Source organism: Oceanisphaera sp. (assembly GCF_048268965.1).
Lineage (GTDB): Bacteria > Pseudomonadota > Gammaproteobacteria > Enterobacterales > Aeromonadaceae > Oceanimonas.
In genome coordinates, this window is the sequence record NZ_JBLWUK010000026.1 from 1 (window position 1) to 22,842 (window position 22,842).

A 22,842-nucleotide genomic window follows, 5' to 3' on the forward strand; every position below is an offset into this window, starting at 1 on the left:
GGGCAATCACTTCTGCTTCGTGCTCGAAGGTCAGCACCGACATGACGGGGCCGAAGATTTCTTCCCGGCAGATGGTCATGTCGTCACGGCAATCGGTGAAGATGGTGGGCGCCACAAAGTAGCCATTGGGTGCCGCCGCCGGGCGCAGCGCTTCGCCGCCGTGAGCCAGGGTGGCGCCTTCTTCCAGACCCTTGCGAATGTAGCCCAGCACTTTTTCGTGATGGTCTTTTGAAATCAGGGCGCCGAAGTTGGTGGCCGGATCCATGGGGTCGCCGACGATGATGTTGTTGCGGGTCCGCTCCAGCAGTCGCTCCATGAAGGCCGAATAAAGCTGTTTGTGAACAAACACCCGGGTGCCGTTGGTACAAATTTCGCCTTGGGTATAGAAGTTGCCGAGCATGGCGGCGGAGACGGCGTCGTCCACATCGGCATCGTCGAAGATGATCAGCGGTGACTTGCCGCCCAGCTCCATGGTGACCTCTTTCAGCGAGCTGGCGGCGGCGGCCATCACCTTCTTGCCAGTACCCACTTCGCCGGTGAAGGACACCTTGGCGATATCCGGATGATGGGTGAGCCAGGCGCCCACGGCGCCGTCACCCTGCACCACGTTGAATACCCCGGCGGGTACCCCGGCTTCGATGAAAATTTCGGCGAGCTTGAGCGCCCCCAGCGGGGTTTCTTCCGAGGGCTTGAAGATCATGGCGTTGCCACAGGCCAGAGCCGGAGCGGCTTTCCAGCAGGCGATTTGCAGCGGGTAGTTCCAGGCACCAATGCCGGCACAGATGCCGAGGGGCTCGCGGCGGCTATAGTAGAAATCGCCGCCGAGATCCTGCTGGTTACCCTCGATAGAGGGGGCCAGGCCGGCGAAAAATTCGATGCTGTCGGCGCCGGTCACCACATCGACCACCGAGGCTTCCTGCCAGGGTTTGCCGGTGTCCTGCACTTCGATACGGGCCAGCTCGTCGTTGCGCTCGCGCAGTAGCGCCACCGCCCGCAACAGGATGCGACTGCGTTCCATGCCACTCATTGCCGACCACTGCTCGAATCCCCGACGAGCCGAGGCGATGGCGGCCTCCTGTATGTAGGGGTCGGCCACTTCCATCTGATAGGCGACCTCGCCGGTGGCCGGATTGACGACATCGAAGCTGTCGCCGCTTTCGTTGGCCAGGTAGCGTCCGTCGACAAAGTTCTGGTAGCGTATCAATGACATGCTTTTACTCCATGTTGCTGTAACAGCTGTTCGATAAAGGATTTGCACAAGGCTTCGGCCTGGGCGAAGTCGGCTGAGGGATCGGCACTCAGGGCGCTGCGCAGCCAGAAACCGTCGATCATGGCGGCGGTCTGCAAAGCGGCATGGGTCGCCGCCTCGTCGTTCAGCAGCTGGCGGAAGGAATAACGCAGGTTGCTGTACAGGCGGCGGCTGTTGACGTGTTGCAGCCGGGACAGGGCCGGATCGTGCATGGCCTGGGCCCAGAAGCTGAGCCAGGACTTGGTGGTAGACCGTGAACGCTGAAAATCGGTAAAGTTGGCTTCCACTATCATCATCAGTCGTTGCCGGGGCGAGTGAGCGGCAATACCGGCCCCGCCGGTTTTGTCCAGCAGCGCCAGTTTCAGCTCTTCGAGCAATTGCTTGACGGTGGCTTCAATCAACCCCTGTTTGCCGCCAAAGTAGTGGCTGATGATACCCGACGACATCCCTGCCAGCCGGCTGATGCTGTTGATGGTGGTGTTATGCAGACCATACTCGGCCACCGATGCCAGGGTGGCGTCGATGAGCTGTTTCCTGCGAATTTCCTGTACTCCGACGATAGGCATGCGGCCTCCATTGATTAATCGTTCAATTAAAATAAATCCTAGAGGCAGTCAGGGGAATGGTCAACCTGACTTTTCTGCCTTGAGTTGACACACTGCATGATGGTTGGCTAAGGTATTGTTTTTAAATAAATAATTATTTTTTATTGTGGTGATGTAAGGGGCGGATCGCCAAGAGGGCAAGCGCCCTCTTGTAGTGCAGAAAGAAAGGGGAGGGTCGTTTAACCGCGATTCAGGCGTGCCTGACTGGGCGAGACACCAAAAAAGTCCTTGAAGCAGTGGCTGAAGTGCGTGGAGCTGACGAAACCGCAGGCGACGGCAATGCTGGAGATACTGGCACTGCTTTGCAGCAGCAGGCGACGGGCGTGGGTAATGCGCAGCTCCAGATAATAGCGGGACGGTGTGGTCTCGAGGTGGCTCTGAAACAGCCGCTCGATGCGCCGGCGCGACAGGCCCACGTAGTCGGCCAGCTCCTCGATGCCGAGCGGCTCTTCAATGTTGCTGCTCATCAGCCGCAGCAGGGTACGCAATGAATCGGGCAGGGTGGGGTCGTCTTCGGCCTGGAAGGGCGAAGGGTGACCGTCATCGGTGGTGCGATCACTGCTGAGAATTTCGCGAATGGCGCGCACAATAACCGGGCCGTGTAGCCGCTCTATTAACGCCAGCATCATTTCCAGCGCACTGTTGGGCCCGGCACAGGTGAGAATACGCGCTTCTACTACCATGGTTTGTGGCGATACCTGCACCTGAGGGAAGCCTTCCCGCACAAAGGCATGGTTATCCGGGTGCAGGGCACAGTGCAGCCCGTCAAGCACACCGGCGTAGGCCAGAGGCACGGCCCCGTTCCACAGGCCACCCAGCACCTTCTGTCGTCTGGCTGCCGTCTTGAGGGTTCGGCTCAGGGGCGTGTATTCACTCAGGTTGCAGCGAAAACCGCCGCACACAATCAACACATCCAATGCGTTGTCACCTTCCAGCACCAGCTCGTCCAGAATGTGGTTGGCCGAAATGTCGATGCCCAGGTCGCTGCGCACCGTGGTGGTGTTAAGGCCGAAGGTTGTAAACACGAACAGTGGCGCGGCTTGTACCAGATTGGCGGTCACCAGCGAATCCACCGCGGCGGTAAAGGCCATCATCGAAAAGTGGGGTTGCAACACAAAGCCGACGCTTATCGGCTTGGCATCGTTTTGGCGCGCGGGCAGAAAGGCGCTGTTGGTATCGCGCAGCCGATGGCTGAAATGACGTTTTTCACTGATTTGAGACATGATGTTTTTATAATGAATCCGGAGTGAAGGAAGCGTTTCCAGAATGTTACCGCTTAGGGCCGAATAATACCCCGCTACGACGCGCTTTGCACCCGAACCTGTGAACAGGGGACGATTTGACACAGGTTTGTAACGGACTTTGATCACAATGTTGTACTAATGTAACGTTTTGTCGCAATTACGCAGCTTTAGGCCGCATGCAGTCACCCCTACTGTATGACCCCCCAGTAGTATCCCCATAACGCAAGGCTGGAGGGGTATCCCTCGCCACGCCGAGAAAGGTAGTAATACATCAGTATCCATTACCCTTCGAGGCTTCCAGTAGCATCATTGCCGCCAGTGGGCGGGTTGGATCTGCGACATTTAAGAGCACATGGATGATTCGGAAGTAATGATTGCGGTGAAAGATCAGGTAGCCAGCCTATGCAGCAACTTCCCGGTATATCGCCAATTTCTTGAGTACAGGCTGGTTGCGTGAAACGCGCCAGCGATAGAATTAACACGGACAGGTGATTATTATGCAGAAATACTCCGGTTTCGGGCTTATCAAACATGCCCTGACGCACCACGAAAACTGGCAGCGGGTGTGGCAAAACCCCAAGCCAAAGCCAACTGGCTACGACGTCATCATTGTAGGTGGCGGCGGCCATGGTCTGGCTACGGCCTACTACCTGGCTAAAGAACACGGCATTACCAACGTTGCCGTGATTGAAAAAGGCTACCTGGGTGGTGGTAACACGGCCCGTAACACCACTATCGTACGTTCCAACTACTTGTGGGACGAGTCATCCCAGCTGTATGAACACTCCATGAAGCTGTGGGAAGGCCTGGCGCAGGAACTAAACTACAACCTGATGTTCAGCCAGCGCGGCGTACTCAACCTGGGTCACACCCTGCAGGACATGCGTGACATCGAGCGCCGGGTAAACGCCAACCGCCTGAACGGCATAGATGGCGAAGTACTGACTCCTCAGCAGATTCAGGAAATCGTACCGATTCTGGATTGCTCCAAGAATTCCCGTTACCCGGTGCTGGGTGCCTCCTGGCAGCCGCGCGGTGGTACCGCCCGTCACGACGCCGTGGCCTGGGGCTTTGCCCGCGCCGCCGACGCCATGGGTGTACACCTGATTCAGCAGACCGAAGTGACCGGCATCCGCCGCGAAAACGGTGCCGTGACCGGTGTGGAAACCACCCAGGGCTTTATTTCCGCGCCCAAGGTGGCCTGTGTCACCGCCGGTAACTCTGGCGTAATGGCCAAAATGGTCGGTATGGAACTGCCGCTGGAGTCGCATCCGCTGCAGGCCATGGTATCCGAGCCGGTCAAGCCGGTGCTCGACACCGTGGTAATGTCCAACCACGTACACGGTTATGTTTCCCAGTCCGACAAGGGTGACCTGGTTATCGGCGCCGGTATCGACAGCTACCTGGGTTACGGCCAGCGCGGCTCCTTCCCGACCGTGGAAGAAACCATGGCGGCGATTGTAGAGCTGTTCCCGATTTTCAGCCGAGTACGTCTCAACCGTACCTGGGGCGGCATTGTTGACACTTGTCCGGATGCCTGTCCGATTATTTCCAAGACTCACATCAAGGGTCTGTATTTCAACTGCGGCTGGGGCACCGGTGGCTTTAAGGCCACTCCGGGATCGGGCAACGTATTTGCTCACACCATCGCCAAGGATGATCCGCATCCCCTGGCCAAGGCGTTTAATGTCGACCGCTTTGTTAGCGGCCACTTGATTGACGAGCACGGCGCAGCCGGCGTAGCCCACTGAGGAGATAGAGATGTTAAATATTTATTGTCCGCATTGCGGCGAACACCGGGAAGAAGAAGAATTCAGCTATGGCGGTCAGGCACACATTGCCCGTCCGGCGGACCCGAATGCGGTCAGCGACGAAGAATGGGGACAGTACCTGTTCCTGCGTAAAAACCCGCGCGGTCTGCACCATGAGATGTGGTATCACGCTACCGGTTGTCGCAAGTTCTTCAATGCCACGCGCCATACCGTGACATACGAAATTAAGGAAACTTACAAAATGGGCGAACAGCCCCAGCAAGGAGGCCAGTCATGAGTCAGCCAAATCGTCTTCAGGGCAAAGGTCGAGTAGACCACGGCAAGCCGCTCAGCTTTATCTTTAACGGCAAGCGTTATCAGGGCCTGGCAGGCGACACTATCGCCTCGGCCCTGCTGGCCAACGGCGTCGACGTAGTCGGACGCTCGTTCAAATATTCACGCCCCCGCGGCATTATGGCCGCCGGTGCCGAAGAGCCAAACTGCATCCTGCAGGTGGGCAGCTCGGAAGCGACCACGATCCCTAACATTCGTGGTACCCAGGCTGAACTGTACGACGGCCTGACGGCCGCCAGCACCAACGGCTGGCCGAATGTCGAAAAAGACATCATGGGCGTGCTGGGCAAGCTGGGTGGCAGCATGATGCCGCCGGGCTTTTACTACAAAACCTTTATGTACCCTCAGTCCATGTGGCCGAAGTACGAGCACCTGATCCGCAAGGCAGCCGGCCTGGGCCGCGTGTCCAAAGAGAAGGATCCGGATACCTACGACAAGCTGAACAGCCACTGCGATCTGTTGATAGCAGGCGGCGGTGCCGCAGGTTTGGCTGCTGCCCTGGCAGCGGGCCGCCGAGGCGCACGGGTTATCCTGGTTGATGAGCAAAACGAGTTTGGCGGCCACTTGCTGCACAGCACTCAGCCCATCAACGGCAAGGCACCACAGTTCTGGGTACAGGCGGCAGTGAAAGAGCTGCAGGCGCTGCCCGATGTGACCCTGCTGCCCCGCAGCACGGTATCGGGCTATTACGATCACAACTTCCTAACGGTGTTGGAGCGTCGTACCGATCACCTGGGCGAAGGCATTTCCGGCAAGACCCGTCAGCGTCTGCACCGCATTCGTGCCAAGCGAGTATTGCTGGCCACCGGTGCACACGAACGTCCCTTGGTCTACGGCAACAACGACCTGCCCGGTAACTTTGTAGCCAGTGCCCTGTCTACCTACGTCAATCGCTATGGCGTGACGCCAGGTAAAAAGCTGGTGCTGATGACCTGTAACGATTACGGCTATCAGGCCGCCATCGACTGGTTGGATGCGGGCCGTGAAGTGGTCGCTGTGGTTGATAGCCGTCAGCAGCCGAGCGGCATGCGCTATCAGGCACTGAAAGCACGCGGCGTTAAGGTCTATACCGGCCACGGTCTGATTGAAGCCGTTGGCAAAAAGCGGGTGACCGGTGCCAAGGTAGCGGCACTGTCGAGCGATGCCAGCCAGGTAACAGGCAAAGCCGAGCTCCTGGCCTGTGACACCATTGCCAGCTCCGGTGGTTGGAGCCCTGTGGTTCACCTGTCTGCTCACACTGGTGCGCGTCCGGTCTGGAACGATGACATTATTGGCTTTGTGCCCGGCGAAACCGTACAAAAGCAATTGCTGGCCGGTGGTGTACAGGGTACGTACAACTTGTCTGCCGTACTGGCCGAAGGCCTGAAAGCCGGTAAGGCTGCCGCCGAAGAAACGGGTTATGCCGATATTTCTGCCGGCGTTGTCGATGCCGAGATTGTGACCGAAGATCCGGTAGAAGATGCCGCCCAGGCGCTGTTCCTGGTGCCGCACAGCTCACCGATCAGCCGTGCGCCCAAGCAGTTTGTCGATTACCAGAACGACGTGACCGCAGCGAGCATCGGCGTGGCCGTGCGCGAGGGCTTCGAGTCCATCGAGCACATCAAGCGCTATACCGCCATGGGCTTTGGTACCGATCAGGGCAAGCTGGGTAACATCAACGGCATGGCTATTGCAGCCCGCGCCATGGACAAGAGCATTGCCGAAACCGGTACCACAGTGTTTCGTCCCAACTACACGCCGGTTACCTTTGCCGCCTTTGCCGGACGCAACGCGCACCACCTGTTCGACCCGGCACGCTTTACAGCCATGCACGACTGGCATGTGAAGAATGGCGCCGAGTTTGAAGACGTGGGCCAGTGGAAACGCCCCTGGTACTTCCCCAAGGCGGGCGAAGACATGCACCAGGCGGTTAACCGCGAGTGTGTAGCCGTGCGCAAGAGCGTGGGTATCCTGGATGCATCTACGCTGGGTAAAATTGATATTCAAGGCGCAGATGCCCGTGAGTTCCTGGCACGCATCTACACCAACGCCTGGGCCAAACTGACCCCCGGCAACTGCCGCTACGGCCTGATGTGTAAAGAAGACGGCATGGTATTCGACGATGGGGTAACCGCCTGCATCAACGATAACCACTTTGTGATGACCACCACCACAGGCGGCGCCGCCGGCGTACTGCAGTGGCTGGAATTGTGGCACCAGACCGAGTGGCCAGAGCTGGAAGTGTACTTCTCGTCGGTCACCGATCACTGGTCCACCATGACGGTAAGCGGTCCTAACAGCCGCAAGGTGCTGGAAAAGATCTGCACCGATGTCGACCTGTCGGCCGAGAGCTTCCCCTTCATGGGCTGGCGCGATGCCACCATTGCCGGGGTACGCGGACGTATCTTCCGTATCTCGTTTACCGGTGAGCTGAGCTTCGAGATCAACGTACAGGCCAACTACGGCTTGAGCGTGTGGGAAGCCGTCATGGAGGCGGGTGCCGAGTTCAACATTACGCCTTACGGCACCGAAACCATGCACGTATTGCGGGCAGAAAAGGGCTTCATTATCGTCGGTCAAGACACCGATGGCTCTGTGACCCCCTTCGATTTGGGCATGGACTGGGCAGTGGGTAAAACCAAGCCGTTCCCCTACATCGGCCAGCGTTCCTGGACCCGTGAAGACACGGCGCGCACCGACCGCAAACAGCTGGTAGGGCTCAAGTGCAAGGAAGCACAGACCGTGATTCCGGAAGGCGCACAAATAGTACAGGATCCAAACCATCCGGTACCGGTTCCCATGGTGGGCCATGTGTCATCCAGTTATTACAGCGCCAACCTGGGCCACAACATTGCCATGGGTGTGGTTAAAGGCGGGTTAAGCCGCATGGGTGAAACCGTTTACTGCCCGCTGGCCGATGGTCGCGTGCTGGAAGTCGAAATCACCAGCCCCATTTTTTATGATCCAAAAGGAGAGCGTCAGCATGTCTAATATCACCGCAATTGTGGCTGAAGCCGACACGACAGTACGGGTGGAGTCTCCGCTGTACCACGCGAACTTGCCTGAACTTGCCAAGAAAAACCTGCAGGGCGAAGTGGTACTGCGCGAGAAGGCACTGCTGGGGCACCTGGTATTACGTGGCAACGTCGCCAACGAACTGTTTGCCAAAACCGTGGCCAAAATACTGGGAGTGGAATTGCCCACCGCCGCCTGCAGCTCGGTCGAAAACAATCAGGTGTTGGTGCAATGGCTGGCACCGGACGAGTGGCTGATTATTACCGAAAGCGGTAAGGAAGAGGCATTGCAGGCTCAGCTTCGCGAGCAGTTAACCGGGCATTACTCTCTGGTTGATGTGAGCGGCGGTCAGACGGTACTGGCTCTGTCCGGCCCTAAAGCCGAGATGGTGCTGCGCAAGTCGTGCCATTACGACTTGCACCCCTCCAGCTTGCCTACCGGCAAGTGTGTGGGCACCAACCTGGCCAAGACCACAGTGTTGTTGCGCCGCACCGGTGCCGACAGTTTCGAACTGGTGGTTCGCCGCAGCTTCGCAGACTATGTCTGGATGTGGTTGCAGGACGCCAGTCGCGAATACGGCCTGGTCATTGAAAAGTAACTAAGCCTTGCTCACCTGCGCTGTGGCGCAGGTGAGCACATCGTCATCACGCGCCGGGCGTGGTAAGTCAACGCCCGGTACACATCAGCAGGAGGCTGACCCATGGCACAACACGATACCTTGATTCTGACCGCCAGTTGCGCCAGTCGGCTGGGGACGGTAGACGCCGTTACCGGTTATCTGCGTGAGCAAGGCTGCTATATTGCCGACATGCAAACCTTTGACGATGCCCGTGCTGGTCACTTTTTTATTCGGGCAGAATTTCGAAAGCCCGAACAGGGCGAGTTTGACGAAACCAGCTTTCGTGACGGCTTTGCACTGCGTGCGGCCGACTTTTCCATGGAATGGGAGCTGACCGATCGTAATCGCAAGCCGAATGTCGTGATCATGGTTTCCAAGTTTGATCATTGCCTTAACGATTTGCTGTATCGCTATCGTACCGGCCAGCTGGCGATAGAAATACCGGCCATTATTTCCAACCACCCTGATTTGCAGCGGTTGGCAGACTGGCACCATATTCCTTTTTATCACCTGCCCATAACGGCCGACACCAAGGCGGAGCAAGAGGCCAAGGTCTGGCAGATAGTCCAGGAGTCTCAAGCGGACTTGGTGGTACTGGCGCGTTACATGCAGGTGCTAAGCCCCGAACTGTGTAACCACCTGGCGGGATGGGCCATTAATATCCATCACTCGCTGTTGCCGGGGTTCAAGGGGGCTCAGCCCTATCACCAGGCGTATGCCAAGGGCGTAAAACTGGTGGGCGCCACGGCGCATTACATTAATAACGAGCTGGATGAAGGCCCCATTATTACCCAGGGCATTCAGACGGTGGATCACAGTCATTATCCAGAAGATTTGGTTGCCAAGGGCAAAGACATCGAGTGTTTGACCCTGGCCAAAGCCATTCAGTATCACATCGAAAAACGGGTGTTCATGTACCAGGGCAAGACGGTAGTACTGGGCAGCTGAATACGCGTTCGATGTATTCCCGGCAGGGGGTGGGCCGTCAGCGGCGTGCCCCCTGCCTATTAAACAAACCTGCAAGACAGGTTTGTGAATGTAATAAAGAGTCATGACAAGGAGATATCATGTCTAACAAAATCAAATTACTACGCGAAGCCCAGCCAGAGGTGTTATTGGATGCCACTAAATGGGAAAAATTGTCCGGCGACCCGCACACGGTTAACCTGAACGCATATAAGTCGGACGATGGTAGTAAGCTGATGGGTACCTGGATGTGTACTCCAGGCAAGTGGGCAGTAAACTACGACAAGTGGGAATACTGTGACTTCCGCGAAGGCTACTGCATTCTGACGCCAGAAGGCGGCGAGCCCATTCACCTGAAAGCCGGTGATATCTTCGTAGTTGAAGCTGGTTTTAAAGGTACGTGGGAAGTAGTAGAAACAGTACGCAAGTACTTTGTTTTTGCCTAAGTAGAGTATTAACTTGAGTCGGGCGACGTTCATACCCGCCTGACTTAAGATTGATTTACGGCCTGCGCACTGCGCAGGCCGTTTTTGTTTCTGAGACTGACGTTATGTGTTGGCCGTCACCCTCGAGAAGGAACGTCATCCTCGCGAAGGAACGTCATCCCCGCGAAGGCGGGGACGGGGACGGGGACGGGGATCCAGAGGCAGGGAGCACCACTCTCGATAATGGTTGATGGCCTGCCAAGGTCACTGGGCTCCCGCCTTCGCGGGAGTGACGAGGAGGGTGCGGGAGTGACTTGGAATGAGAAGGCAGCACTGTGTTTGTGCCGTCATCCTCGCGAAGGAACGTCATCCCCGCGAAGGCGGGGACGGGGACGGGGATCCAGGGTAGGGAGCACCTTTTTCGATAATGGCTGCTGGTCTGCCAAGGTCACTGGGCTCCCGCCTTCGCGGGAGTGACGAGGAGAGTACGGGAGTGACTCGGAATGAGAAGGCAGCACTGTGTTTGTGCCGTCATCCTCGCGAATGCGGGGATCCAGGGCAGGGAGCACCCTTCTCGATAATGGCTGCTGGCCTGCCAAGGTCACTGGGCTCCCGCCTTCGCGGGAGTGACGAGGAGAGTGCGGGAGTGACGAGGAGGGTGCGGGAGTGACGAGGAGAGTGCGGGAGTGACTCGGAATGAGAAGGCAGTACTGTGTTTGTGCCATCATCCGGCCAGCTGTTGAGATAGCTATACTAAAAGCTGCGGTATGGTCCCGGCAGGAGGATGCATGAATCGCCGATGGATAAAGATACTGGCTCTGTTGATGAGTCTGGCACCGGTAGTGGGGCAGGCGGTGTCTGTTCGGGCCCAGCTTGACGAGAATGGCCTGCAGCGGGTGAAAATCAAGGCTGGCAGCTATTTTTTTCAGCCCGAGCATATCATCGTCAAGGTCGGTGTTCCGGTGGTGCTGGAGGTAGATAAAGAGGCGGGAATCATACCTCATAGCCTGGTGATCTGGTCTCCACGCATGGGGATAGACGTAAACGAAAGGCTGGGTACCACCAGCATTATCCGCTTTACTCCCCAGGCTACGGGTCAGATTCCCTTCTACTGCCAGGAAAAGCTCATGTTCTTTCGCAGCCATCAGGATCGTGGCATGGCAGGCGTGTTGGAAGTTGTGGAATGATTGATATGGGCAGACTCCACGACACGAAAGATTGCATCAAATAATCGAAACACCTTCGATTTCTATTACCGAGCTGGCACCGGCTCGATCGATAATTTTAATCAAGGCAGATTGAATCACTTCGTTTTCCCTGACATCGGTTTCACTGGCAAAGCGTTCCTCTTGAACTTCTGCCCCTTCTTCCAGGGTGAACCGAATAGCGACTTCCGTTGCACAATCAGCACTTTTCCCAAAGTACTCCAGTGTGATCTGCGGATACCCCTTAAAGCCTTTCTTGACCTGTTTTGCGATCCGTTTCTTAGCTTTGTCTATGTGCATGTAAATCCCTTATCTGACGAAAACAGTATGACTGAAACGCTATGACTGACACTGAAATAAGTCGAGCAGACCGAATAAGATAAATCGTGTTTAGCCATTGAACGTCAACCACAGCCCGAAGGCAAGGTGTCTCTCACGTACACACGAAGGGCAGAGACGGCTAGCCCGTCACTGTGAACTACGGGCTGGCGCAAGCTATGCTGAAAACAGGTTTGTAGCAGGGAGTGGCTTGATGAGTGGTTTGTATTTATTACTGGCGCTGACACTGACTTCACCCTCGCCGCTGCAAGAAGCACTGGCGCACTTCGAGCGACTGGATGGTTATCGGCTGCAGCTGCGCAGCGAAGGGCCCGATGGCAATCAGCACCTGCTCTATGCCTATCGCAAGCCCGGTTGGGTGCGCATGGATGTCTTGTCCCCCTATGCCGGTGCCGTGCTGGTGTACAGCCCTTACAACAAACAGGTTCGGCTCTGGCCTTTCGGGCTGGGTTGGCCGTCCGTTGGCCTGAGCCCGGAACATCCGCTGGTGACCAGCCCTCGCGGCCACCGAGTAGACGGCTCCGACGTAGGAGTGCTCTTGCGCAAGTTGTTGCAGATGCAGCAAGTGGGCGAGACGCTGGTACAGAACGAGACGCAGCTCTCGGGGCGGGCGGTCTGGCATCTGGTGGTGCGAGGGCCGGCGGGCTCGAATGGTGTGGCGCGCTACGAGCTGTGGCTCGATCAGGAATGGCAGTTTCCGCTCAAGGTCGTCAGCAGCGATAACCGGGGCAACCGGCTGGAAACCGTGTGGCTGAAGCGGATCGAGCTTAACCCCGTTTTTCCCGTCAACTTCTTTGCTCCTTGAGTAACCTCATGGCGAATTATGACTTTATTACTCGTTGGCAGCTGGCGGCCCCGATCGACGAGGTATATGGCGCCCTCGGTCAGCCTGCGAGCTGGCCGCTCTGGTGGAAAGGGCTGCAACGGGTGCAAGAGCTGGGCTTATGTAATGAACAGACTAACGAGCGGGCCAAGGGGCAGGATATTGGTCGGGTGTATCGTTACCACTGGCAGAGCCCCCTGGGCTACCCGCTGTGTTTCGATATTCGGGTGATCCGTTTGTATGCGCCCTGGTTGATCGTGGGGGAGGCCAGCGGTGACGTGGAAGGCTGGGGCTGCTGGCAACTGAGCGAGGCGGCGGGGATCACCCGGGTGCGTTACCAATGGCGGGTTCACACCACCCAAGCCTGGATGAACCTGACCGCGCCACTGGTGCGGCCGCTGTTTGTGTGGAGCCATAATGCCATGATGCAAAATGGCGCCATTGGTTTGTCCCGCCTGCTGCAGGCACGGCTGCTGGAGGGCGGCGGTGTGCCTGAGGGCGGCCGGCGCTGAGCGGCGTGACCTTACTTCTTGTGCTTGCCGATGCCGTATTCTTTCAGCTTGTTGGCGATGGCGGTGTGCGACATGCCGAGCCGCTTGGCCAGCTGTCGGGTAGAGGGAAACTCCGGGTATAACCGCTCGAGCAAGATGCGCTCGAAGCCTTTTACTGCGTCGTCCAGCGAGCCCTCGCATAAGGCATCCAGCCCTTGCAGGCTGTTTTGCTCGGGCAGCGCCAGTTGGTTCAGGCTCAGCTCGTCGCCTTCCAGCAGGCTGATGGCGCGATACAGACAGTGCCGTAGCTGGCGCACATTACCCGGCCAGGGGTAGTGCTGCAAATAGTCGCTCAAGTTGTCGGCCAGTCGTGGGCGAGGGCGTTCCAGTTCGGCGGCAAAACGGGTACAAAAATGTTGGGCCAGTGCCACTATGTCTTTCTGGCGCTCGCGCAGCGGTGGAATGTGCAGGTTGAGCACATTGAGGCGATAGAAGAGATCCTGGCGAAACTGCCCACCCTGTACCAGGCTGGCCAGGTCTTGCTGAGTGGTACAAATTACCCGAATATCGACTTTCACTTCCTGCTCGTCGCCCAGGCGGCGAAACACGCCGTCTTGCAGCACGCGCAGCAGTTTCATCTGCATGAGGGGGGACATCTCCCCAATTTCATCCAGCAGCAGGGTGCCGCCGTTGGCCTGATCCAGTACGCCGCGCTTGCCTTGCGTATTATGGCCGAATGCCCCTACCGCATAGCCAAACAGTTCGTTTTCGGCGGCCTCGTCGGGAATGGCGGCGCAGTTGAGCAGGATGAAGGGGCCTTCGCCGCGCAGGCTGGCGTGATGGCAGGCGCGGGCCAGCAGCTCCTTACCGGTACCGGTTTCACCCTGGATCAACAGCGGGGCGTCCAGGGTGGCCAGCCGTTTGGCTTCGTTAAGCAGCTTTTCCATGGCGGGGCTGTGGGCAACAAAGCCGTCAAAGTAGCCGCTGTCACGGCTGCGCATGGCTTTAAAGTGCTGGCCGATGCGATAGGCCGACTTCAAGACCACCACGGCGCCCGACAGGTTCTGCTCGCCGGACTCTTCCGTGAACCAGATGGGCAAAAAATCGGCCAGGTAGGGTTCGCCATCCAGGGTGACTTTTTCATTAAGCGGCTGGGGGGAGGGCTGCTCCAGCCAGCGGCTGACATGCACGCCTTTCAGCAAAGGACCCAAGTGTTGCTGTAGTAGCTGCTGGGTGGTTTGTTGCAGCAAGCTGCAGGCGGCGTCGTTGGCCAGGGTGATTTTGCCAAGCATGTCGATGGCCACCACGGCGTCGGGCAGCACTTTAAGCAGGGCGCGAGTGGCATTGTGCTCTTGCTCCGAGGGCATGCAGGCAATGGTTTTAACATCAAATACCCCGGGAATACGCCGAATGGCAGGCATGAGGCGCTGCAGTGTGGTAAAATCGAGGGTCGGAAAATTAAGATAAATGATGCCGCTGATATCGATCTCGATACCGCGTAAATCAATCTGATGCTCTACCAGAATATCGAGTAATTCTCGGGTCAGGCCCAGCCGGTCTTCACAGGTTACTTTTAAGCGCATATGGTCTCTTCCTCAGCAAGGTGTAAACAATACCTTACACTTGCCAGCGATGCGAGGGGATGCTGATGATCTGCGCCACAAATTGCAAAAAAACAGCACATTCTGCTGTAAAATGCTTTACGACGACAAGAGGCTCAGACACTCTTGCGCCTTTGTCGGGCCAGGTGCTCGACTGATAAATAAAACTTATCAAACTCAAGCTAATGATTAGGTGAAGTAATGAGCGAAGCGGTATTTAGAACGGTTAAATCGTCACAGGTTATCCTCAAAGAATTGATGGTGCCCTCTTATGCCAACTTTGGTGGCAAGGTACACGGCGGCGTTATTCTGGGACTGATGGATAAAATTGCCTATACCTGTGCCGCTACCCATGCCAAGGGGTATTGCGTGACCGCCTCGGTAGACTCGGTGGACTTCGTCAACCCGGTTGAAGTGGGCGAGCTGCTCACTTTATATGCGTCCATCAACTATGTGGGCAACAGCTCGATGGAAGTGGGTATCAAGGTGGTGTCGGAAGACTTCAGAGAGGGGATTGTCAAACACACCAACACCTCTTACTTCACCATGGTGGCGTTGAACGAAAAAACCCGCCAGCCCACCAGAGTGGCGGGTTTGCTGCTGGAAGACGAAGAAGAAATTCGCCGCTTTGTAATGGGCAAGTTGCGCAAGAAGCTGCGCCGGGCACACCAGCAGGAAGTGAACGATATTCGCCAGGCGCTGGAGCAGGATTTGGGCCAGGCCATGACCGAGCTGGAAGGCGAAAACTGCCAGTTACCCAAGGGCTAAGCGTTTGCCGCTATGACCCGTTATGAGCAGCTGGCACAGCAGCTGCGTGAACAGATCCGCACCGGGGTCTGGCAAGAGGGCGACAAGTTGCCCTCGTTACGGGAAACGGTGCGGCGTTCGGGACTGAGTCTGATGACGGTGCTCAGTGCCTATCAGTTGCTCGACAGCCAGGGCTGGATCCGCTCACGGCCCCAGTCCGGCTATTTTGTGGCTCCCGCTCGAGAAACAACCCGTTATGCCTCACCACCGCAGCCGCTGCAGCCGGCCGAAACGGTGGATATCAACGCCTTTATTTTTAGCGTCTTGCAGGCCGGCAATAATCCCGACTGCGTTGCGCTGGGCTCTGCCTTTCCCGATTCGTCGCTGTTTCCTCAACATCAGTTGTCCCGGTCTTTAAGCAGGGTGGCCCGCCAGCTGTTGCCCGAAAGTGCGGGCGCAACGCTGCCTCCTGGCTGTGCCGATTTACGCCGCTGCATTGCCCAGCGTTACGCCGCTCGCGGCATGGAGGTTTCGCCCGACGAAATCGTGATCACTTCGGGTGCGCTGGAGGCGCTTAATCTTAGCCTGCAATCGCTGACTCGGCCCGGAGACTGGGTGGCCATCGAATCGCCTGCGTTTTACGGCGCGTTGCAGGCAATAGAGCGCCATCACCTTAAAGCCGTCGCGGTGGCAACGGATCCGCAACAGGGCATGGATCTTGATGCCCTGGCTCAGGCCTTGCGGCAATATCCCATCAAGGCCTGCTGGCTGATGAGTCATTGCCAGAACCCGCTGGGAGGCAGCATGCCGACCGACCACAAGCAGCGATTGCTGACGCTGTTGGCAGAACACGGGGTGAGCCTGATTGAAGATGATGTGTACGGCGAGCTTTACGCCGGTCTGGATCCGCCGTTGCCGGTCAAGGCCTGGGACGAAACAGGTCGGGTGCTGCACTGTGGCTCTTTTTCCAAGACTTTGGCGGCCGGTTTTCGCATCGGTTGGGTGGCGGCAGGGCAACAAGCCGAGGCGATTCAACGCCTGCAATTGATGAGTACTCTGTCTACCAGCGCCCCCATGCAGCTGGCCCTGGCCGATTATCTTGCCTCGCATCGCTACGACAAGCATCTGCATACCCTGCGGCGCACCCTGGAACAGCGCAAACACATTTTTTACCGGGCCATCAAACGGGAATTTTCCGACTCGGTACGGGTGCATTATGCCGAAGGCAGTTATTTTTTGTGGTTGGAAATGCCGGAGTACTGCTGTGCCACCCAACTGTACTGGCGAGCGCTCAAGGCGGGTATCACCATAGCACCCGGTCGGATGTTTGCCGCCGGGGAGCAGTACCGGCATTGTTTTCGTCTCAATGCCTCGTTGCCCTGGAATGAGCGCAGTGAAGCCGCCATCAGGCAGCTTGCCGCACTGATTGATGAACACATCCTCCGGAATTGACCAACCGCAGATATCAGCACTGTTATAGGTGATGGCTCACTGAATGACACTGTTATAGCCTATTTTATCTCAACTGTTTATGTTGCCGTCGGGCCCACCATGTTCTACTGCGCGGGTTGTCGCAGGTCGTGCTTCCGCTACCGACCTGTCTTTCTCATAACCCGCAGTGTGAGCCTAATGGAAAACCTTTCTTCCCGAATTGACGTTAATGTTTGTACCCACCCCCGACCCATTGATCAGGGTCATGTTTATGTGCGCGCCCAGCAGGGGCGCTGGCAGCGGATACGCCGGTTTACGGGGTGGGTGCTGATGCTGTTTTTTATGGTGGGGCCCTGGTTGCGCTGGCAAGGGCAGCAGGCCTTGCTGCTGGATCTGGAACAGCAACGCTTTCATTTATTCGGCATAACCATCTGGCCTCAGGATCTGACCTTGCTGGCTTTGTTTTTGATGGTGGCCGCCTTTGGCCTGTTTTTGCTCACCGTCATTTTGGGGCGGGTTTGGTGTGGTTATCTTTGCCCACAAACGGTCTGGACTTTCTGGTTTATCTGGGTAGAAGAGAAGCTGGAAGGCAGCGCGAACAAGCGCCGCCAGTTAAGCAAAGCACCCTGGAGCCTGAACAAGCTGGCCCGCAAGGGAGGAAAGCATCTGATCTGGGTGCTCATCTCTCTCTGGAGCGGCTTTACTTTTATTGCCTATTTTGTACCGGCCGCCGAGTTGGGTGCCGGGATGCTGCAGTTTTCTGCCGGTCTGTTACCGACCTTTTGGGTGGCATTCTTCGCCCTGTGCACCTATCTCAATGCCGGCTGGATGCGGGCCATAATGTGTACCCACATGTGTCCTTATTCCCGATTTCAATCGGCGATGTTCGATAAAGATACCTATAGTGTCGGCTACGACGCGATTCGGGGCGAACGACGCGGACCTCGTTCGCGCAAGGCTGATGTCGCTACGTTGCAGCTGGGGGATTGTATCGATTGCAATCTGTGTGTGCAGGTGTGCCCCACCGGCATCGATATTAGGGATGGCCTTCAGTATGAATGTATTAACTGCGGGGCTTGCGCCGACGCCTGCGATCAGACGATGCGCCAGATGGGTTATAGCACCGGGCTGATCCGTTATGCCAGCGAACGCCAGTTGGCTGGCGGTAAAACCCGGCTTTGGCGACCCAGGCTGATCGGCTATGGCATCATGTTGTTGTTGATGCTGGCGACGCTGGTGTATGCCGCCGCCAGCCGAGTCCCCATGGCGCTGGACGTGCAGCGGGATCGCAATCAGCTGTTTCGGGAAACTCCGCAAGGCTGGGTAGAAAATACTTACATTCTCAAACTGTCGAACCGGACCCAGCAGCCGCAGCGCTATCGGGTACGGGTAGAGGGAATGGATGCAGTGCATTGGGCAGGAGCAGATACCGTCACCGTGCAGGCAGGGGAAATTGTCAACCTGCCCGTCAGCCTGGCGGCAGACCCTTATTTGTTATCCAATTCCAGGTATTCGATTCACTTTGTGGCCGGTAATGACGAGCTGCAAGTGCAGGCGGACAGCCAGTTTTTCAGCTCGGGACGCTAACTGGACCCTAACTGAGTGTTACACTGACTTTCCGATTTCATTGCCTAAGTTGGCTAAAGGGAGCACAGATGATTCACTGGCCGGTGATTATCGAGTTTGCCCAGGGGCATGATTATGCCTGGGCGGCAGGGCCCGAAGAAGTGGCTGAACATCGACTGGAGGCAGGAGATCGCCTGCTGGACAGCCAGGGGCAGGCCCATATTCTGTCGCACGAAAGCGGTGCAGGCCTGTACTGGCAGCAGGACGAGGGGTTAGTATCCGTGCCCGAGCTTAATATCAAGCTGCAAGGCCATGCTGCCAGCCTGGGAGTGTGTTGCACCAGCAAGTTGGTAGTGCGCACCCCGGCCGATGCCATAGCACTGGTTGCCTGGTTAGAGCAGCAATAGAAGGCAATAAGCTTCAAGCCGTGAAGGGGAAGGCGTGAAGAGTGAAGGTATTACCAATCTAAGTAAAAATATGATCTATTTTAAAGCTGAGTACCAGAGGAAACAGAGTCAGCTCCCACGACACGCCATAAACCCATCCCTGGGGGCTCGGGAAATGACATCCCTGTCATTTCACGGTCGTGGGAGCCGATCTCTGTTGCCTCTCCACAAGCACCGAGTTGTCTGTAGATAGCACCTACAGGCAACTCCGCAGCTGGGGGCGGATGAAGGGATCTACTCCACCGACCATCACATGACAAGGATGTCATGTGTTTGAGCGCCACAGGGAGGTGCTTGCAGCGTGTCGGTGGAGTAGACCCTTCGTTCGACCTTTACAGAGCAGCTAAATAGACCAGTTACTTACTCAGTTTGGTATAAAGCCTCACTCTAACGTGTTACTGCTCACGGCTTTTGCTTTACCTCTCACGAATTCAAGAGATGAACTATGTTGTTTAATTTACGCTGGTTTGGCTGGCTGCCATTGCTGTTACTGTTGCAATCCTGTGGTAGTGCTCCTTCTTTTCTGCCAACGGCACCGGATAGCCCAACTGTGGTGAGTGTGCAGCAGGGCAAGGCCTCTTATTACGGTGCCCGGCACCATGGCCGTAAAACCGCCAGTGGTGAACCCTTCAACAAAAACGCCCTGACCGCCGCCCATAAAACCTTGCCCTTCGGGAGTCGGGTGCGGGTTACCAACCTGAACAATCATAAGTCGGTCATCGTGCGGATCAACGATCGGGGTCCCTATACCCGGGGGCGTATTATCGACTTGTCGGAACAGGCAGCGCGCGAAATCAACATGATCCGCGCCGGGGTGGCCAGGGTAAAGGTAGAGCGGCTGCAATAACCAGCTTGCTGCGCTGGCGATAAGCCACGGGGCGTGGCCAGTCGGCGGCAGTGGCAGGGACAGTCCGACCTGCACTCAGCATGTTGGCGGCGGCGATCCAGCCCGCATGGCCTACCGCCAGTTGCGGGGTGGGCGGCAGACTGTTTAACCAGCTTGCGACCCGATCAAACAATTGCCGCAGGTTTTCCCCTCCACCGGGCGCATAATTGGCAAAGTCATCACACCAGGCGTCTATCTCTGGCTTGGCAATCTGCTGCCAGTCTTGGCCGTCCCAGTCACCAAAATCCAGCTCCGTCAGTGCCGGTGCAACTTCACAACGAAAGCCGCGTGTTGCCAGAATTTGTCCCACTTCCAGAGAGCGCTGCAAGGGGCTGACCCAGATGACCTTGGGCAATTGATGGCGCCGGGCAAAGCGCTGGATCTGATTGGCCAACCGGCTCAACTTGCGCTTGTCCACGGCCATGTCGGTGTGCCCCAGGCAAACCCCCACCGCATTCAGTGGCTTGGGGTGCCGCCAGATATACAACTCCATCACAGCTTCAAGCCTCCACTCTTCACCCTTTACGCCTCACACCTCACCCCTCACAACTGTAAAGCCAGGCCGGCGTAGATGGCCAGCTCACTCAGCTGTTGGGTCGCGCCCAGGCCATCGCCGGTATAGCCATTCAGGCGACGGTGCAGCAGGCGGCGCATGTGATCCGTGGCAAACACTGCCAGCATCAGGGTGAGGGCCCACTGCCAGGCAGGAATGGCGGCCATGGCCGCAGGCCACAGCACATCGGCAATCAGCAACGCCAGCCCCAGCCACAGGGCGCCGATAATGCCCTGAACTAGCGTCAACTGCTGGGCCATGGGTTTGGCCTTGGCATGTTCAAGGTCGCCACCGTAGGGCAGGAGCGCAATCAGGCTGATGCTGAGCAGGCGAGAGCCGCAGTGGCCGACCACCAGTGCGATAAGGGCCAATACGACAGGCATGCTGGCCAACAGGCTGACCTTTAGCAGCACTGCCATCAGCACCCCCAGGGTGCCAAAGGTGCCCAGGCGGGAGTCTTTCATTATGGTCAGGGTGTGTTCGCGGGTCAGGCCGCCCCCCAGGCCGTCGCAGGTGTCGGCCAGGCCGTCTTCATGAAAGGCGCCGGTGAGCTTGATACCAAAGGCGGTGCTGGCCACGGCCGCCACCAGGGGGCCGAACAACACAGTGCCCAGCCAGAATACCCCGGCACACAGCAAGCCTATCAGGAGACCCACGGCAGGAAAGTACCGGCTGCTCTGGTGTAGCCACTGAGGCTGAAAATCACGCAGCTCGGGCACCGGCAGGCGGGTTAAAAACTGGGTGGCCACCAGCAACAGGCGGCCTTCGTGTGTTAACTGCTGGAGCAGTGTCTGGCGTGACATTAGCTGCTCTGCCCGCTGATGCCGGCATCCTCAAAGCTGGCCATCTCACTTAAAAAAGCACAGGCCGATTGCAATAACGGATAGGCCAACGCCGCCCCACTGCCTTCGCCCAGGCGCATCTGCATGTTCAGCAAGGGGTCGGCGTGCAGCAGGCGCAGCACATGCGCGTGACCTGGCTCGACGGAGTGGTGGGCAAATACCGCGAACTGGCGCACGCCCGGCGCCAACTGTTCGGCGACCAGCAGGGCAACCCCGGCAATAAAGCCGTCCATTAACAGTATGCGTCGCTGGCTGGCGGCTTTGATCAGGGCACCGGCCATCATGGCAATTTCCAACCCGCCTAACGCCGCCAGGGCCGCAAAGGGAGTGGTGGCAGAGGGGTGACGCGCCAGTACTCTGCTTAAAATCCTCTGCTTGTGTTGCAGACCGGCATCGTCCAGCCCGGTGCCGCGGCCCATGCACTCGCTGATGGGCAACTTGCCCAGTCGCGCCAACAACAGGCTGGCGGCAGAGGTATTGCCTATGCCCATTTCACCCACAATGAGCAGGTTGCCTGGCAATTCGGCCACCACTTCCATACCCTTGTTGAGGGCAGCCAGACATTCGGCCTCGCTCATGGCGGGCTCGGTGAGAGCATCTCGGCTGCCGTGGCGGATTTTATGGTCAATGAGCAGTGGATGAGGGGCAAAGTCGGATGCCACGCCCGCATCCACTACCTTGAGGGCAAGTTCATGCTGGCGCGCAAACACGTTAATGGCCGCCCCGCCATGTAAGAAATTGTGTACCATTTGCGCGGTCACCGCACTGGGATAGGCAGAGGTACCGTGGCGCGCCAGCCCGTGATCGGCGGCAAATACCCGAATTTGCGGCTGATGAATGGTCGGCTGAGTGCTGGCCTGGATCAATCCCAGCTGCAATGCCAGGGTTTCCAACCGGCCCAGGGCACTCAGCGGCTTGGTTTTGCCGTCGATAATCTGTTGCAGGCGCTGGCGCAAGGCAGCATGGGTCAGAGACGGAATAACGGGCACGATAAAATCTGCGGGCATAACGGATTGATAGGGCATGACAATCGCCGACGGCAAAAAAACAAGACTCATATGATATCAAATAATGGCGGCAATCGGGATCCCGACCGTTTACCTTTTTAACCAGGATACCAATATAGATGGACTCACTTTCTCAGCTGGCGCTGGGCGCCGCCATTGGGGTTGCCGTTATGGGCAAGCGCGCCGGGGTAGGGCGTTCGGCACTGGTAGGGGCCTTTTTTGGCACCTTGCCGGATCTGGATGTGCTGATCGATTATGGCGACCCGATCAGCAATATGACCTTTCACCGCGGATTCAGTCACGGGGTGTTTTATCTTAGTTTGCTGTCGCCGCTGCTGGCCTGGCTGTTGAGTCGCCTGCCCGGTCAGCAGGGTTCCTGGCGGCGCTGGACGCTGGCCATCTGGCTGGTGCTGGTGACCCATGTGCTGCTGGATAACATGACGGTGTATGGCACCCAGCTGGCGCAGCCCTTTACCGATTACCCCTTTGCCCTTGGCAGTATCTTCATCATAGACCCGCTTTATACCCTACCCTTGCTGATCGGCTTGTTCGCGGCCCTGCTCCGGTCGCAACACCGGGGCCTGGGCAGCAACCGATGGGGACTGTACCTCAGTACCCTGTATTTGGGCTGGAGTCTGTTCGCCCAGTGGCAGGTAACGCAAACCGCCGATCGCTGGCTGGCGGAGCAGGGCGTTAAG

The 22,842-nt window shown here is 57.4% G+C and carries 22 protein-coding genes and 1 pseudogene; 15 read left to right on the forward strand and 8 right to left on the reverse strand.

Going from position 1 to position 22,842, the window contains the following annotated elements; translation table 11 throughout:
• The 3 genes from betB to ACN0VL_RS11640 form a co-directional block, all read right to left on the reverse strand.
• The coding region (gene betB / locus ACN0VL_RS11630) for a betaine-aldehyde dehydrogenase (RefSeq protein WP_417617545.1) at positions 1-1,210 on the reverse strand (1,210 nt) is incomplete at its 3' end.
• Positions 1,201-1,815 carry a transcriptional regulator BetI gene (betI, locus tag ACN0VL_RS11635; RefSeq protein ID WP_417617547.1) on the reverse strand — a complete coding sequence of 205 codons (615 nt, stop codon included), beginning with the start codon at positions 1,813-1,815 and terminating at the stop codon, positions 1,201-1,203. The genes betB and betI, both read right to left, overlap by 10 nt.
• A 218-nt stretch (positions 1,816-2,033) precedes the next feature.
• Positions 2,034-3,077 carry a GlxA family transcriptional regulator gene (locus ACN0VL_RS11640; RefSeq protein ID WP_417617549.1) on the reverse strand — a complete coding sequence of 348 codons (1,044 nt, stop codon included), beginning with the start codon at positions 3,075-3,077 and terminating at the stop codon, positions 2,034-2,036.
• A gap of 518 nt (positions 3,078-3,595) precedes the next feature.
• Here ACN0VL_RS11640 and ACN0VL_RS11645 point away from each other — a divergent pair.
• The 7 genes from ACN0VL_RS11645 (at position 3,596) to ACN0VL_RS11675 (ending at position 11,394) form a co-directional block, all read left to right on the forward strand.
• Positions 3,596-4,849, forward strand: a complete 1,254-nt coding sequence (locus ACN0VL_RS11645; protein ID WP_417617551.1) for a sarcosine oxidase subunit beta family protein — start codon at positions 3,596-3,598, stop codon at positions 4,847-4,849.
• Between the two features lie 10 nt (positions 4,850-4,859).
• Positions 4,860-5,147, forward strand: a complete 288-nt coding sequence (locus ACN0VL_RS11650) for a sarcosine oxidase subunit delta (protein ID WP_417617553.1) — start codon at positions 4,860-4,862, stop codon at positions 5,145-5,147.
• Positions 5,144-8,173: a sarcosine oxidase subunit alpha family protein gene (locus ACN0VL_RS11655; RefSeq protein ID WP_417617555.1), complete on the forward strand. Its 3,030-nt coding sequence runs from the start codon at positions 5,144-5,146 to the stop codon at positions 8,171-8,173. The genes ACN0VL_RS11650 and ACN0VL_RS11655 overlap by 4 nt, the downstream gene beginning before the upstream one ends.
• Complete coding sequence (locus ACN0VL_RS11660) at positions 8,166-8,795, forward strand: sarcosine oxidase subunit gamma (protein ID WP_417617556.1); 630 nt, start codon at positions 8,166-8,168, stop codon at positions 8,793-8,795. The genes ACN0VL_RS11655 and ACN0VL_RS11660 overlap by 8 nt, the downstream gene beginning before the upstream one ends.
• A 102-nt stretch (positions 8,796-8,897) precedes the next feature.
• Positions 8,898-9,764: a formyltetrahydrofolate deformylase gene (purU, locus tag ACN0VL_RS11665; protein ID WP_417617558.1), complete on the forward strand. Its 867-nt coding sequence runs from the start codon at positions 8,898-8,900 to the stop codon at positions 9,762-9,764.
• Positions 9,765-9,883: 119 nt separating this feature from the next.
• Entirely contained in the window at positions 9,884-10,228 is a 345-nt protein-coding gene (locus ACN0VL_RS11670; RefSeq protein ID WP_417617560.1) for a cupin domain-containing protein, read from the forward strand.
• A 767-nt stretch (positions 10,229-10,995) separates the two neighbouring features.
• Complete coding sequence (locus tag ACN0VL_RS11675; RefSeq protein WP_417617561.1) at positions 10,996-11,394, forward strand: quinol oxidase; 399 nt, start codon at positions 10,996-10,998, stop codon at positions 11,392-11,394.
• A 36-nt stretch (positions 11,395-11,430) separates the two neighbouring features.
• Here ACN0VL_RS11675 and ACN0VL_RS11680 read toward each other — a convergent pair whose 3' ends face one another.
• The gene (locus ACN0VL_RS11680) at positions 11,431-11,712 is read right to left on the reverse strand and encodes a hypothetical protein (RefSeq protein ID WP_417617563.1); all 282 of its coding nucleotides are present in this window, start codon (positions 11,710-11,712) and stop codon (positions 11,431-11,433) included.
• A gap of 232 nt (positions 11,713-11,944) precedes the next feature.
• Between ACN0VL_RS11680 and ACN0VL_RS11685 the strand changes: the two genes are divergently transcribed.
• The gene (locus tag ACN0VL_RS11685; protein ID WP_417617565.1) at positions 11,945-12,556 is read left to right on the forward strand and encodes a LolA family protein; all 612 of its coding nucleotides are present in this window, start codon (positions 11,945-11,947) and stop codon (positions 12,554-12,556) included.
• An 8-nt stretch (positions 12,557-12,564) separates the two neighbouring features.
• Complete coding sequence (locus tag ACN0VL_RS11690; RefSeq protein WP_417617567.1) at positions 12,565-13,086, forward strand: SRPBCC family protein; 522 nt, start codon at positions 12,565-12,567, stop codon at positions 13,084-13,086.
• Between the two features lie 11 nt (positions 13,087-13,097).
• Here ACN0VL_RS11690 and tyrR read toward each other — a convergent pair whose 3' ends face one another.
• Positions 13,098-14,648, reverse strand: a complete 1,551-nt coding sequence (gene tyrR / locus ACN0VL_RS11695) for a transcriptional regulator TyrR (RefSeq protein ID WP_417617569.1) — start codon at positions 14,646-14,648, stop codon at positions 13,098-13,100.
• Positions 14,649-14,867: 219 nt separating this feature from the next.
• Here tyrR and ACN0VL_RS11700 point away from each other — a divergent pair, with 219 nt between their 5' ends.
• The 5 genes from ACN0VL_RS11700 to ACN0VL_RS11720 all read left to right on the forward strand — a co-directional run bounded on the left by ACN0VL_RS11700 (position 14,868) and on the right by ACN0VL_RS11720 (position 19,703).
• Positions 14,868-15,434, forward strand: coding sequence for an acyl-CoA thioesterase (locus tag ACN0VL_RS11700; protein WP_417617570.1), 567 nt, complete (start codon positions 14,868-14,870; stop codon positions 15,432-15,434).
• Positions 15,435-15,446: 12 nt separating this feature from the next.
• Complete coding sequence (locus ACN0VL_RS11705; RefSeq protein WP_417617572.1) at positions 15,447-16,865, forward strand: PLP-dependent aminotransferase family protein; 1,419 nt, start codon at positions 15,447-15,449, stop codon at positions 16,863-16,865.
• A 177-nt stretch (positions 16,866-17,042) separates the two neighbouring features.
• Positions 17,043-18,431 carry a cytochrome c oxidase accessory protein CcoG gene (gene ccoG, locus ACN0VL_RS11710; RefSeq protein WP_417617574.1) on the forward strand — a complete coding sequence of 463 codons (1,389 nt, stop codon included), beginning with the start codon at positions 17,043-17,045 and terminating at the stop codon, positions 18,429-18,431.
• 68 nt (positions 18,432-18,499) lie between these two features.
• Positions 18,500-18,817, forward strand: a complete 318-nt coding sequence (locus tag ACN0VL_RS11715; protein WP_417617575.1) for a DUF4144 family protein — start codon at positions 18,500-18,502, stop codon at positions 18,815-18,817.
• Positions 18,818-19,301: 484 nt separating this feature from the next.
• Positions 19,302-19,703, forward strand: coding sequence for a septal ring lytic transglycosylase RlpA family protein (locus ACN0VL_RS11720; protein ID WP_417617577.1), 402 nt, complete (start codon positions 19,302-19,304; stop codon positions 19,701-19,703).
• Here ACN0VL_RS11720 and ACN0VL_RS11725 read toward each other — a convergent pair.
• Genes ACN0VL_RS11725 through cobT form a run of 3 tightly spaced genes read right to left on the reverse strand, consistent with a single transcriptional unit; the run spans position 19,651 to position 22,195 of the window.
• On the reverse strand, positions 19,651-20,235 hold the full coding sequence (locus ACN0VL_RS11725) for a histidine phosphatase family protein (protein ID WP_417617608.1): 585 nt from the start codon (positions 20,233-20,235) through the stop codon (positions 19,651-19,653). The two genes, ACN0VL_RS11720 and ACN0VL_RS11725, sit on opposite strands and share 53 nt — an antisense overlap.
• A gap of 50 nt (positions 20,236-20,285) precedes the next feature.
• On the reverse strand, positions 20,286-21,098 hold the full coding sequence (locus ACN0VL_RS11730; protein ID WP_417617578.1) for an adenosylcobinamide-GDP ribazoletransferase: 813 nt from the start codon (positions 21,096-21,098) through the stop codon (positions 20,286-20,288).
• Complete coding sequence (gene cobT / locus ACN0VL_RS11735; protein ID WP_417617580.1) at positions 21,098-22,195, reverse strand: nicotinate-nucleotide--dimethylbenzimidazole phosphoribosyltransferase; 1,098 nt, start codon at positions 22,193-22,195, stop codon at positions 21,098-21,100. Before cobT ends, ACN0VL_RS11730 begins: the two co-directional genes overlap by 1 nt.
• 68 nt (positions 22,196-22,263) lie before the next feature.
• On the opposite strand from cobT, the pseudogene ACN0VL_RS11740 reads away from it, so the two are divergent.
• A pseudogene (locus tag ACN0VL_RS11740) lies at positions 22,264-22,782 on the forward strand (metal-dependent hydrolase); the annotation flags it as partial.
• Between the last annotated feature and the right edge of the window lie 60 nt (positions 22,783-22,842).